Below are 14318 nucleotides of genomic sequence, written 5' to 3'. Positions count from 1 at the left end.
GTGTCAGCATCCGCGTCCGCATCGGTGTCAGCATCCGCGTCCGCATCGGTGTCCGCATCGGCATCCGCGTCAGCGTCCGCATCCGCATCCGCATCCGCATCGGTGTCAGCGTCAGCATCGGTGTCCGCATCCGCATCCGCGTCGGCATCCGCACCTCCCTCGGCCGCGATGGTGAAGGAGACGTCATCACTGGAGGCGTTGAACGCCTGTGTCGCGGTCACGTCGTACGAGCCGGTCGGCAGGTCGGTGAAGGTCACCGACCACGAACCGTCGGGGGCGACGGTGTCGCTCTCGGTGTCCCCACCATCGACCGTGACCGACACCGAGGCCCCGGGCTGGCCGGTTCCGGCGACCGTCACGTCTCGCACGTCGCCCTCGGCGGGAACCGTCAGCTCCGCGCCGTCGGCCGGCTCGGTGATGACGACGTCCTCGGCAGCCACGACGGTGAAGTCCACGCTGTCGGTCGAGCCGTCGACGTCCTGAGTGGCCGTGGCGGTGTATTCGCCCGGCGGGAGGTCGTCGAAGCCGACGAGCCACGAGCCGTCGGGCTGCACCGTGGCGACCTCATCGGTCTGACCGGCGATCTCGACGGTCACCGTGGAGCCGGGCTGGCCGGTACCCGAGACCGTCACGTCTGCGGTGTCGCCGACCCCCGCGACGATCTCGGCGCCATCGATCGGAACCTCGATCATCACGTCGTCCGCGGCTTCGACGTCGAAGGTGACCGAGTCGCTCGACCCGTCCGCCGTCTGCGTCGCCGTCACGGTGTGCTCGCCCTCACCGACGCCGGTGAACTCCGTCGACCACTCGCCCTCGCCGTCGACGGTGACCTGCTGCGCTGGTCCGTCGTCGAGGGAGACGTCGACGGTCTTCCCCGGGTCGCCGGTTCCGGTGACGGTGACGTCGGTCGTGTCGCCGGTGTCGGGCACGACGATCACGTCACCGTCCGCGGGATTGACGATCGCCACATCCTCGATGGCGGTCACCGTGATGGTCACGGTGGACTCGGAGTCGTCGGATTCCTGGGTGGCGGTGATCGTGTGCTCTCCGGTCGGGACGTCGTCGACGGTCACCGACCAGTCGCCTTCCTCATCGACCACAGCGGTCTCGCTGCCGGCTCCCGGGATGGTGACGGTCACGGTGTCGCCGGGCTGTCCGGTGCCGGTGACGGTGACGGAGGCCGTGTCGCCCTCATCCGCGACCTCGAACTCCTCCCCCTCGGTCGGAGCGGTGATGGTCACATCGTCGGCGTCGTCGACCGAGAAGTCCACGGAGTCACTCGAGCCGTCGGACTGCTCGGCGGTGACGGTGTGGTCGCCGACCGGCACCGTGGGGAACGTGTACTCCCACTCGCCCTCTCCGTCGACGGTGACATCCACCGGAGTGTCCTCATCGAGCTGCAGGCTGACGGTGGCTCCCGGCTCTCCGGTGCCCGAGACGGTCACGGATGCGGTGTCGTCGGCACCCGGAACCGTGAAGACCTCGCCGTCGGCCGGGGCCAAGATGACGACGTCCGCCGCTTCGACGACCGAGAAGTCGACCGCGTCCGTCGACCCGTCCGCGTCCTGCGTGGCCGTGGCCGTGTAGGCGCCGATCGGCAGGTCGGCGAACGTGACGGTCCAGTCGCCTTCGGCGTCGACGGTGGCCGTCTGGGTGTCGACCACGCCCCCGTCGTCGGTGAGCTCGACGCTCACCTCGGCGTTCGGGGCGCCCGTGCCCGACACCGGCACATCCGTCGCGTCGGTCGGCCCGTCGACGGTGAACTCCTCACCGTCCGCCGGGTCGACGATCGCGACGTCGACGGCCTCGACGACGCTGAGCGACACGCTGTCGGTCGAACCGTCGAAGGGCTGCGTGGCGGTCACGTCGTAGTCGCCGGGCAGGAGGTCCTCGAAGGTGACCGACCATGCGCCGGTCTCATCCGCGTCGACCTCGACCGGCGTCGTCTCGTCGAGCTGGACGGAGACGGTCTCGCCCGGCTCCGCGGTGCCCTCGACGGTGACGTCGACGGTGTCGGTGGGCCCGGCGACCGGATACTCCGCGCCGTCCTCCGGAGCCGTGATGACGACGTCCGCCGCGGCCGCGACCTGGAAGTCGACCTCGGCGGTGGTGCCGTCGACGTCCTGCGTCGCCGTGGCGGTGTAGTCACCCTCGCCCACGTCGACGAAGGTCGCCGACCAGTCACCGGCACCGTCGACGGTGGCGGTCTGCTCCGTGTCACCGGTCCCGTCGTCGAGGACGACGGTGATCTCGGCACCCGGCTCACCCGTTCCCGCGACGACCACGTCGGTGACATCGCCGGTGTCGGGCACGAGGATCACGTCGCCGTCCTCGGGGGCGGTGATCGTGACGTCGTCGTTGTCGTCGAGGGCGTTCGGGCCGACCGTCGCGTTGGCCAGCTGCAGGGCGACGACCGACAGCGTCGTCGGCAGCACCGTCAGCGACAGCGCCGTCTCGCTGAAGACCCCACCGGAGGTGGACTGGTTGTTGACCGTGAGGCTCGCCACCAGCGGGATGATCGCGTCGATGGCAGGCAGCAGGATGTCGTTCACCGGCTCGATCGCCGTGGTCGCGACCCCGGCGATGTCGGTGATGATCGCCTGCAGCGGCACGGCGAGCGCGGCGACGACGGCTCCGAGCCCGCCGGGCAGGGTCAACCCGAGGCCGAGCAGCTGAAGGCCGGAGGTGTCACCGTCGAGGATCGCGCCGACCGTGGTGTCGATGGACAGGATCTCGAGGGTGAGCAGCTCGACGCTCCCGGTGACGGCGAGCCCGCGCACCGCCTCGACCAGTTCGTCCGCGACGTCGTCGAGGAGCCCGTCGATGAGGGCGAAGACGGCGTCCTCGATGGCCTGCACGGTCGACCCGCTCAGGACCTCGGTGCCCGGCGCCTGGTCGTTCAGCGGCTGGATCTGGTCGAGGTCGACGGAGACGACCCCCGTCGACAGGTCGATCGTCACGCCGGGGTAGGCCGGGTCGGTGATCTCGCCGGTGAGCAGACCGCTGATGGCGTCGGTGAGGCTGGTCGCCTCGACCGACACACTCGCGTCCGCGGCACCCACCGCACTCAACGGGCTCAGCAGCGTCTCGAGCGCCGCCTCGAGCAGCGCATCCACACCGTCGAGCGAGGTCTGCACATCGCCGACCAGGCCGTTGACCGTGCCGGTCAGCGCGGCGACGGTGTCGCTCTGGAGGTCGAGGGTGGCGCCGGCGATCTCGTAGTCGCCCGTGGGGGCGCCCGGCGCCGCCTGGGAGGCGCTCGCGCTGGTCACGCCGAGCGTGAGGTCGAGTTCGGCGATGTCGTCGACGAGATCGGCGGCGACGTCCCCGGTGAGCGAGCTGACCACGTCGTTCAGATTCACCGAGAGGGGCCCCGGGGCGACACCGGGCAGCGGATCGACGCCGGTGCCGATGACTCCGCCTTCGCCCACCAGGCCGGACGCGCCGACGGACGAGCCGTCGGGCAGGGCACTGGCGTACTGCCCGACGACGCCCGCGTCGACGAAGGAGACGGGGAGCTGGATACCGCCGCCGACCTCGACGTTCACCAGGCTGAGCAGCGTGAGGTCGAGGTTGTTCGCGTCCGTCTCGTCGGGGAGGACCGTGCCGTCGTTGGAGGCCTCCGCGCCCTCGATGTTCGCGATCGCACCGAGGTCGATGAAGTCGAGGACGGTGCCGCCGAGGTAGGTGCCGGTCGCGTTCGACTGGTCACCCGGAGCGGCGCTCGCGCTGCTCACACCCCCGTAGAGGAAGAGTGCCGTCGTCGCCGCGACGGCCGCGGCGCGCAGCCACGGCGTCGTGCGGGAGGGTGTCCGAAGCGGTCGGTCCTGCGGTGTGGATGGGTGGTTCACGTTCTCTCCCCCAACGGAGTATCCGTTCGTCTGAGTTGCGTGCGGCGGCACTCTTCCACCGCTCGCCGCGCCAACGTAACGCGGGCTCACAGCCCCCTCGGAGGGAAAGATCAGGGTGAGCGCGCAACTCAGAAAAAGCCCCGCAGCGGGCCGTTCTCCTCAGTAGTCGAGCCAGTAGTGCGGCCCGTAGTCACGCGTCCCGATCCCCGAGAGTGCGCCGTTGCGTCCCGGAGGAATACGTCGGTGCATCCGCGCCCTCTGCTCACCCGCGCCGAGCATGCGATCCGTCGAGAGGAGATCGCGGTTCACGAGGACGCATGCGTCTTCGCGGGTCCTCTGCAGACGCGATCTCCTCTGCACCCGCGCGTCTCAAGCGCACCCGCGGGGAGCGGATGCGGCGGCAGGGAGAGAGAGAGGGGTCAGAGCTTGCGCAGCAGAACGCTCGATACGGCGTGGTCGGCGGCCTTCTTCAGCACGAGGCTCGCGCGGTGCCGGGTGGGGAGGACGTTCTCGACGAGGTTCGGCAGGTTGATGTCCCGCCAGTAGCCGAGGGCGCGGGGCACGGCCTCTTCGTCGGGGATCTGGGCGAAGCGGTTGAAGAACGAGTTCGGGTTGCTGAAGGCCGCCTGCCGCAGCGCGAGGAAGCGGTTGACGAACCACTGCTCGATGTCGTCGGGCTCGGCGTCGACGTAGATGGAGAAGTCGAACAGGTCGCTGACGGCGACGTCGTTCGGCGCGGGCGGCGGCTGGAGCACGTTCAGGCCCTCGACGATCACGACGTCGGGCCGACGGACGGTGACGTGCGCATCCGGGACGATGTCGTACCGCATGTGGGAGTAGAACGGGGCACGCACCTCGTCGGCGCCCGACTTCACCTCGGTGAGGAAGCTCACCAGGGCCCGCCGGTCGTAGGACTCGGGGAAGCCTTTGCGGTCCATGAGGCCGCGGCGTTCGAGCTCGGCGTTCGGGTAGAGGAACCCGTCGGTGGTCACCAGCTCGACGCGCGGAGTGCCCGGCCACCGGCTCATCAGTTCGCGCAGCAGACGTGCGATCGTCGACTTGCCGACCGCGACCGACCCGGCGACGCCGACGACGAAAGGCGTCGTGGTGTCCTCCTCACCCAGGAAGGCGCTCGTGTCGGCGCCGAGCTCCTTCGTCGAGCTGGCGTACAGCGACAGCAGCCGGCTGAGCGGCAGATACACCTGCGCCACTTCATCGAGGCTCAGCCGATCGCCGATCCCCCGGATCTGGACGACCTCCGTCTCGGCGAGCGGCTGTGCGAGCCCGCCTGCCATCCGCGCCCACTCCGCGCGTTCGATCTCACGGTAGAGCGAGAGCGCCGGGGTGTGCGGGGGCACCTGGTCGTCGATGGACATCCGCCCCATCGTATCCGCACGCCCGCCCCGGCCCCGGAACGGCGGACGCGGGCCGGGTACTACGCTTGCGGCGTGCGCTTGGGAGTCCTCGACATCGGATCGAACACCGTCCATCTGCTCGTCGCGGATGTGAGCCCGGGCGGGCGTCCGCTCGCCACGACGTCGAAGCGGACGGTGCTCCGGCTCATGCGGTACCTCGATGCGGACGGCGCGATCAGCCCCGCCGGCGTCGACGCGCTCGTTGAAGCCGTCCGCGAGGCGCGAAAGGTCGCCGCGGCCGAGAACGTCGCGGAGCTGCTGGCCACCGCGACCTCCGCGGTGCGGGAGGCCGCCAACGGGCCCGCCGTGATCGAGGCGATCGAAGCGGCGCTCGACCAGCCGCTGCAGGTCCTCGGCGGTGAGACCGAGGCGCGCTACACCTTCCTGGCGGTGCGGCGATGGTTCGGATGGTCGGCCGGGCAGATCCTGCTGTTCGACATCGGCGGCGGTTCGCTCGAGATCGCGGCGGGAGCCGACGAGCTTCCGGATGCTGCCGCGTCGGTCCCGCTCGGCGCCGGGCGCATGACGTTGCGGTACATGCCCGACGACCCTCCCGGCGAGGACGCCGTGGACAAGCTCCGCAAACACGCCAAGAAGAAGCTCGAGCCCCTCGTCGACACCTTCACCGCTCTCCCCCGCCCCGATCACGTGGTCGGCTCGTCCAAGGCGATCCGGTCGCTCGCCAAGCTCGCCGGCTATCCGATGGCCGGCTGGTCGGGCACCGAGCGGATGGTGTTGCCGCGTCAGGCGCTCAAGGCCTGGATCCCGCGGCTGGCACGCATTCCCGCCGACGCCCGGCAGGAACTTCCGGGCATCACCGCCGACCGCACGCTGCAGATCGTCGCGGCCGCCGTCGTGCTGCATCAGGCGATGAAGACCATGGACGTGGACGAACTCGAGGTGTCGCCGTGGGCGCTGCGCGAAGGCGTGCTGCTGCGCTACATCGAGTCGCTGTCCTGGAGCGCCCCCGCCGTCTGACCTCGGCACGGCATCCGCCGGCCGCGCCGAGGTCCGCTCAGACCTCCACGCGGCGGCGGCGCGAGATCGTCACGAACAGCGCGCCTCCGCCGATGAGCAGCAGCGCCAGGAGAGCCGAAGACCACGCGACGGTCCCGCCGGTCGCCGGGAGCGGAGGCTCTTCGTCGAACGTGTTGGTCACGACGATCTCCACATCTCCGCGGGGCACGCGGACGATCACCGACTCGCCGTCCTGTTCCACGCCGTCGACCGCGATCGTCGTCGCATCGGCATCGCCGGTGTCGCTCTCGGTCACGGTGCAGTCGGCACCGGCCGGCAGATCTTCGACGACGGCGACGATGTCATCGGGACCACCGATCTCGAACGACCCGTCGAAGACGATCAGGCCGGGGTCGGGGTGCGAATCGTCGACGAGGACGCAGACGACGTCGACCGGGAAGGTGCGGTCGACGCTGGCGGCGTCCGTGCCGTCGACGACCTTGCGGATGGTCAGGTCGCCCGTCGCGAACGCGTTGACCATCACCACCAGCGCCTGAGCGTCATCCGCGTCGGGAAGCGGATCGAGAGCGACGCTCGTGCCCACCGTCGCACCGGCGACCTCGCCGTCCTCGACCACGACGGCGACGGTCAGCGGAGCACTGCCGGCCTCGGTCTCGGTCACGACGCATTCGGCCCCCTCGGGAAGCCCGGTCCACGTGACCGTCTCACCCCCGACGATCATCTGGGTCATGTCCTCGGCGGCCGTCACCGACTCGCCCTCATACAGGCACGACAGCTCCACCGTGAACGGTCCTCGTTCGAGCGGGTTCCCGTCGCCGTCGACGGCGAAGTCGACCACGAATTTGCGCACGGAGACCTGGCCGAGCCGGAAGGTGTTGCGCACCTCCAGACCGGGCTGAGGCTGGTCGTCCACGCTCAGGACCGTCGAGTCGGTTTCGACCGTGAAGGGATACCCCGCCTCGGCGTCGGAGACGAGCAGATCACCGTCCGCGTCGTAGATTCCGGTCTCGGTCGCGCCCCCGTCGCCTCGCTCCGCGAGCGTGCATTCACTTCCGGTCGGCAGGTTCTCCCACACGGCGCTGGGCGATCCCTGATCGACGATGCGGATGCCGGAGCCGGGGATGTCGACCCGTTCCCCGTCGCGCACGCACGAGAGGGTGAGGACGAATTGTCCGGTGCCGTAGACCGGCACGCCATCGCCCTCGAAGGTCTTGGTGACCTCGAGCGACCCGGTCAGGTACCAGTTGGTGACGGTGATCTCCGCGGTGGCGTCGTCGGCGGCGGGAACCGTGACGACGCCCACCCGGTCGTCACCTGCGTTCGGGGTGACCACGACGGCGTCTGCCCCGCTCAGCACCTGCTCGGAGATGGTGCACTCGGATCCGGCGACCAGCGGCGCATACCGGACTGTCCAGTCGTCGGCGGCACTGAGCTCAGCCTGCGTGTCGAGCACGGTGTACCCGTCATACGCGCAGACGACGTCGACCGTGAACACCTGCCCGGTGCCGTACTGCTCGGCACCCGCCCCGGCGAGCTCCTTGGTGATCTCCAGCGCGCCGGGCACGTAGCTGTTGGTGAACGCCACCATCACCACGGTGTCGCCCGTCCCCGCGGCGTAGGGCTCGACGGTCAGTTCCGCCTCGGCGCCGTCGACCTGGTCACCGGTGTCGCCGTCGACGATCACGCGGCTCCAGGTGGCATCCGCGCCCCGGTCGTCGGTCTCGGTCACCGTGCACGCCGCACCCGCGGGCAGACCGGTGAACTCCTGCGCCTCGCCCGAGGCGAGCGAGAACGTCGCGTCGAGGACCGTCGAGCCGAGGAACGTGCACTCCGCGTCGAAGCTGTATTCGACCTCGTCGTAGGCGTACGGATCGCCGGGGGCGGGATCGTCTCCGATCACGACGTCCTTTCGGACCGCGAATCCGCCCTCGAGGTAGGTGTTGACCGCCGAGATCGTCGCCTGCGCCGGGTCCGAGGTCTCGGCCGGGTTGACGACGTCGTCGCCGAACGAGAACCGGAGCGCCGCCACCTCACCCGAGGTCTGCGGATCCGATCCGGCCGGGTCGTACGTCACCGCGGCCCCCTGGGACGACGGGTCGCCGGCGTTCTCGGTCAAGGTGCACTCCGCGTAGAGCGGCAGGGTCACGACCCCCCACTCGCCGGTGCCGTCGTTGTACGCCGACGGGGTGCCGTCGGCGGCGATGCGCACCTGGCTCATGTCAGCCCCGTCAGGACCGACGAGCGGGACGTCCTCCCCTCCTGACGTGCACGCGAGAGTGAACACGTACTCGTCCGGGAAGGTCACCCCCCAGTCCGGGTCGGCGTCTTCGACGGTCTTGACGAACGCGAGCTGGCCGGACGCGAGGGCGACGCCGACCTTGCGGGGCTCCACCACGCGACTCTGCACGGAGCCGCCGTCGTAGACGCCGGCCGAACCGGCCGCGAGGCTGTTCCACGCGATCGGGTCCTCGCCGGTGGCCGGGTTCGCGGTCGCCTCGGAGTACCACGGCGTCTGCGTCTGGAAGGTGAGGTTCACCGTCTCGTTCGGCAGGAGCGCATCCCCCTCGCCGAAGGTTCCGACGATCTTCAGAGCGACGACCTCGGAGAGCTCGTCGGGGGTGAGGTCGTCGGTGTACGGCTGCCACAGGTCGCTGTCGCGCGCGGCCACCTCCGCCGCGCAGTCCGCGTTCTCCGGTGCGATGACGCCGGTCAGCGACTCGATCTCCGCGGCGTTGCAGGCCTCGTTCGGAATCTCGGTGGCGAACCACATCTGCCTCGTCGCGTTGCGCTCGGCGAAGTTGCTGGTGATGTTGCCGAGGTAGACCGGGCTCCAGCGGGAGTCGCGCTCCCCCGACAGAATGACGCCCGTGTCGCCGACGTGCGGGAGGACGTCGATGCTGGCGATGGTGGTGACAGGCACGTTGCCGGCGTTGGTGAAGTCCAGACGCCATTCCTCGATGCCGCCGGGTCGCGTGATGGGCACGCAGGGCGTGGCGTAGAAATCCGCGCCCGCGTTGGGGCCGGCGCAGAACGCGTCGGGATCGGCGACGCCCACCGCGATCACGCCGAGGTCGTCGACGTTCGCCTCGCCCGGGGAGGCACCTTCGACGCCGGCGCCCACGCCCCTGACGGCTTTCGACGTCGCGATCGGTCCGACCGCCTGCGGCTCGGCGATCGTGTTCGACGAGCACGTCTCCACGCCCTCCGTGGCGTCCTGCCACGTCGCCTGCACGGTGTACTCGCACGTGTCGAACCAGCGGTCGGAGGACACCGAGGCGATGTTGTCGACGTCCGTGCCGGGATCGATCGTCACCGGTTCCTGCCGGAACATCAGCGCGGCCGTGACGACGAGCTCCGCACCGGGCTCCAGCACGAAATCATCCGGGAAGGTGAAGGTGATCACTCCGGTGCTGGTGTCGAGCGCGCCGGTGAAGGGGTCGATCGGTTCGCCGTCGACGCTCCCGGTGTAGATGGGGGTGTCGTCGTCGTACTCGCGCGGCATCTCGACGAGCATCGCTCCGGCATTGTCGGTCTGCACCTGGTCGACGAGGGTGAACCCCTCGATGGGCCAGTCGCCGGTGTTGACGACCGTGATGGCGTACGGAATCTGCTCACCCGGGTAGAAGGTGTCCTGGTTGGTGGTGGCGTTCTCGCGTCCGTGCACCTTCGTCACCGACACGCCGTTCTCCACGTGCGTGAGGGTCGTGGTGTCCTCCGCGGAGTCCGTGGCGGTCCAGGGTCCACCGGAGGGCCCTTGCTGCCAAGACCCGGTGGCGTCGACGACGACCGTGTCGGTGAAGACTCCCGCGACGGGTTCGCCGGGTGCCGGGTCGAGGCCGGGCCGGGTCGACGGGACGGGAGTGTCGTCGGCGCCCGCGATGCCGTAGACCAGGACCTCGCGCCGGTCGACGGAGAACTCGACATCGACGAGCGGGTTGGACGGACGCTCCCAGTTGAGGCCGTCGAGACGGCGCACGGTGTAGCGGATGCCCTGCACCTCGGCGAGGTCGACACCGGTGACGCTGTCCTCGAGCTGCGCGGCGGTGACGACGCCGCCGCCGGCCGCGGTCAGCCAGACGCCTTCGGTCCAGCAGGCATCGAGGTCCGCCGACCCGCCGCACGTCTGCACCAGGTCGTCGTCACCGTCGACGGCGTACGCGACGCCGGTCAGAAGGTCGACGCGGACCTGCTCGACGGGTTGCGGCAGTGTGAGGCTGTCGAAGCCGGCGAAGGCGAACGCGTTCCAGAAGGTCGCGGTGTCATCGGTGAGCGTCAGTTCCGTGGTGCGCACCGTCCCGGTCGGCTGGCCGGTCAGGCGCACGGTGTAGCCCTCGCGGGACTCCAGCTCGGTCCGGGAGTCCGGGGTGATGCTCTTCGCCGACTCGACGCCGTAGGTCGGCTCGGAGATGGTCAGGTCGTCCTGCGCGGTGGCCGTGGCCTCCTCTGTCACCGGGCCGCTCGCGTCGGCACCGGGGCGGGTCTGATCGACGACGGCGTGGTTGACCAGGGGCGTGCCGCCCGTCGTCGCGAGCGACTGTTCGGTCGTCCGGTTCGTGGCCCGCAGCTGGTACTCCAGCCGCATGCGGGCATGGGCGCCCGGCTCGATCATGCTCGTGTACGTGCCGTCGGCAGCGACCTCACCGGTGTGGAAGACCGAGATCCCCACCACGTCGCGGAGCTCTTCCGGAGCGAGTGCCTCGGCTTGGGCGATGGTGTACTCGGCGCTGCCGCCCCCGTCGAAGAAGACGGTGACGACCGAGGCGGAGTGGTCAGAACCCACCGGGAAGGTGAGGTCCGCGATCCGGTACAGATCGAACTCGTCGGTGATCGTCTCGGCGATGTCGGGATCCGGGTCGGTGATGGTCATCGTGGCGACCTTGGTCACCGAGTCGTTGTTGCCCTGGATGAGAGCGGTCACGCCGGGGTACTCCTCCGCGGGCGTGCCGGCCTGCGGGAGCCCGACGGTGGTGACATCGACGCTGTCGCGCCACGGGTTGTCGAGGTTCGGATCCCAATCGACGAAACGCTTGGTCAGGCGCACGTCCATCACTTGATCGACGATCGTGATGTCGTCGGAGTCCGCCGAGCGGTAGGTCTCGTCTCCCTCGACGCCGACCGCCTCGACCGTGTTCACGACAAGACCGGGTGTGCCGGTGTTGTAGGTGTAGTCATGGTTGGTTCCGAGGACCGGCTGGGTGGGTATCGAGCGCAGGTAGTCGCGCAGGCCGAAACGCAGGGTCAGGTCGCGGTCCTGCCCGACCGTCGCGGCGACGCCCGAGCCGACAGCCGGGTCGTTCGAGGGATCGGTGATCGCCGACGCCCGATCGGGGCTCTCGGCGTACACCGCCCGCAGGCCCACCGTGTCGGCGCGCTCCGCCTCGGTCAGCGAATACCCCGGGTATCCGCCGATCGACGGGTTCGCGGCGGTGAAGCCGTCTCCGAGCGTCACCCAGTCGCCCGCGGCGGTGAGCCGCTCGAAGTACACCTGGTCGAACGGGATGCCCGGGTCGGTGTCGGCGGTGATGGCCGCGATCCCGGTGAGGTCGAACGCGTCGAACACCGAGTCCTCGATCGGCAGCCCCTGCGCGCCCGAGGGGTCGGTGAGGGTCATCGTGTCCATCGGGATGCCGCGTGTGCCCCACGACAGGGTCACGTCGGTCGAGGTTCCCGAGAGGGCGGTGACCTGATCGGGCGACCAGGTCTTGTCGACGAGGTCCGGTCCGTCGCCGTCGATCGGCAGCAGCTCGATGTCGTCGAGGTCGTCGTCGGTGACCACGCCCTGTCCGGTGTCAGGGTTCTCGACCTGGGACTGCGCATCGTTGGCGAGGGTTCCGGTGACGTCGTTGCCCGAGGCGGGCCCGGATCCGTCGCGCAGCTCGTCGCGCAGGCCGACCTGCATGTAGGTGAGCACCGTGAAGCCGGGCTCGAGGACCTCACCGGGCTCGGAGGGCTCGAACGTGTAGCGGATGCCGGAGATGTCGTCGCGCATGTCGGCCGGGACGGAGTAGCTCCAGGTCTCGCCGGGCGGAACCGGCATGCCCGGGAACGCGACCCACTCCTCGGCGTCGGCATCCCAGTACTCGACGGTCATCGTGGCGTTCTGCGGCACGTCGACCGGGCCGACGGCGATGAGGTCGAAGTGGTTCCAGAACGCCGACGGCGTACCGGACGGGTCCACCGGGTCCTGGATCACCAGGTACTCCGACCCCACCGACGAGTCGGGGCGCACGCTCCCCTCGATCTGCACCGTCGAGGAGGCGCCGGGGCGCGAGTAGAGGTCGTCCTGGACGATCTCCTTGTCGACCTCGGTCCACACCCGGACGGGGCGCCGCGTGAGGTCCGCCTCGGCGTCGGCGGTGGCGTCTTCGCCGTTCGGGTCGACGACGGCCGTGTCGACCGTGTTCGTCGTGACGACGTCGTCGTCGCCGGTGACGGGCTCGGCGGTGACCGTGTACGGGAGGGCGGCGTAGGCCGACGAGCGGATGTCGCCGGTGTAGGTGACCTCGAATCCGACGACCTCCGACGCATCGGAAGCGGCCGGGAGGGTGTCGACGGTGTCGGTGGTCAGCGTTTCGGTGGTGCCGTCGGCGTAGGTGTAGGTGATCTCGGCGGAGGTGGCGTCGCGGGGCCACTCGAGGTCGTCGGTGAACCCGCCGAAGACGATGCCCTGGGCCGCGAAGTCCGGCTGGCCCGCGGTCGGGTCGGTGATCGTCATGGACTCCACCGGCGGGCCGGTGTTGTCCACGCGCACGGTCGCCGTGGTCGACTCCCCGCCGATGAGCACGTTCTTGTCGTACCCCTTGGTGATCTCGACGCTCGGCGGCGTGCTGGTGACGGTGGCGGTGGCGTCGGCGGTGTCGCTCGCCGAGCGGTCGTCGACGGTGACCGTCGCCTCGACGACGTTGGTGATCTGCACCGATTCGTTCGGCTCCAGGTCGTCCACGAGCGCGTTGGTCTCGGTCGCGACGCCGATCGACGCGACGTCCCCCTCGTCGTCGGCGGGGGGAAGCTGCCCGCCGTCGGAGGCGGTGAACGTGAAGGAGATCTCGGTGACGGTCCGGGGGTCGACTCCCGCTTCGTCCGGGATCGCGTCGGCGGGGGCGTCGTAGGGGCCCGCCGTGTGCGAACCGGTGTCGTCGGTCCAGCTGAGGGTGAACTGGTCCGCGCCCGCCGGGGGCGTGATCGGCCCGAAGCCGGTGATGTCGAGGTATTCGAGGTTTTCGGTTCCGGCTCCCGGCTCGGTGACCGTGACGGAGTCGACCGGCCGGTTGGAGGTGTTCGCGCCGCCGACGGTGAAATCGACGGGCAGCCCCGCCACCGCGGGGATGGTGTCTGTCGGATCGACGGTCTTCGTCGCCGTCGCCGCGAGCTCCTCGGGCACCTCGACGCGGATGCCGGCGCTGCTGTCGGCTTCGAGCCCGTCGGAGACGAAGGTCGCGGTGTTGGTCACCTCGCCGAGGTCCTGCGCCTCCTGCCACGTGATGTCGTCGGGCACGCGGGCGTTGACGGTGACCGTGACCGTCGACGGAAGGAGCCCCGTCCCGGCCTCATTCGACTGCGTGAAGACGACGTCGACGAGGCCCGCGGCGATATCGCTGTCGTCGCGGGAGACGCCTCCCGGCGAGACGGTGACGCTCTCGAGTTCGAGCGGCTCGGGGACGGAATCCGTGAGGTGCGCGCCGAGGCAGATGCCGAGGCTCAGCGACGAGCACTCCAGGTCGATCTCGTACGTGACCGGATCGCCGGGGGCGAGCGAGGGGACCGCGCCATCCGCCCCGGCCACGGTCTTCTCCACACCGATCGTGTTCTGTCCGTCGGTGTCGGTCTCGGCGTATGCCGGGAGCGGGGCGATGGTGATCGCCAGCAGAAAGGACAGCGACGCGGCGAGCCACCCGTGGCGCCGGCTGAGCCAGCGGGGTCGATCGATCGGTGTTGCAGATGCGCGGTGTGCTGGCGTTCGGCGCGACACGTACTCTCCCCCGGTGTCAGTCGGACGCCTTCAGCGTACTCACCGCCCCGCTTCCCCACCACCTTTCCCCAACCGACCACTCGGTCCACCACCCCGACACCCCAC

General features: G+C 69.9%; 5 protein-coding genes. 1 reads left to right on the top strand and 4 read right to left on the bottom strand.

Annotated elements, in window-relative coordinates; all coding sequences use genetic code 11:
• The 3 genes from RZO50_RS07510 to coaA form a co-directional block, all read right to left on the bottom strand.
• Window positions 1-3851: choice-of-anchor G family protein (locus tag RZO50_RS07510; protein WP_322599095.1), on the bottom strand; the 3851-nt coding region annotated here is incomplete at its 3' end.
• A gap of 159 nt (window positions 3852-4010) precedes the next feature.
• Entirely contained in the window at window positions 4011-4160 is a 150-nt protein-coding gene (locus RZO50_RS07505; RefSeq protein WP_322599094.1) for a hypothetical protein, read from the bottom strand.
• Window positions 4161-4270: 110 nt separating this feature from the next.
• Window positions 4271-5236 carry a type I pantothenate kinase gene (gene coaA, locus RZO50_RS07500; RefSeq protein ID WP_416211580.1) on the bottom strand — a complete coding sequence of 322 codons (966 nt, stop codon included), beginning with the start codon at window positions 5234-5236 and terminating at the stop codon, window positions 4271-4273.
• Window positions 5237-5299: 63 nt separating this feature from the next.
• Here coaA and RZO50_RS07495 point away from each other — a divergent pair, with 63 nt between their 5' ends.
• Window positions 5300-6244, top strand: a complete 945-nt coding sequence (locus RZO50_RS07495) for a Ppx/GppA phosphatase family protein (RefSeq protein WP_322599092.1) — start codon at window positions 5300-5302, stop codon at window positions 6242-6244.
• Window positions 6245-6281: 37 nt separating this feature from the next.
• On the opposite strand, the gene RZO50_RS07490 is transcribed toward RZO50_RS07495, so the two are convergent.
• A complete protein-coding gene (locus RZO50_RS07490; protein ID WP_322599091.1) occupies window positions 6282-14213 on the bottom strand; it encodes a DUF5979 domain-containing protein in 7932 nt (2643 codons plus the stop codon).
• Window positions 14214-14318: the final 105 nt, after the last annotated feature.

The organism is Microbacterium xanthum (assembly GCF_034531355.1).
GTDB lineage: Bacteria > Actinomycetota > Actinomycetes > Actinomycetales > Microbacteriaceae > Microbacterium > Microbacterium xanthum.
The sequence above is the reverse complement of the archived record's forward strand: the minus strand, read 5'-3'. Positions and strand labels throughout refer to the sequence as shown.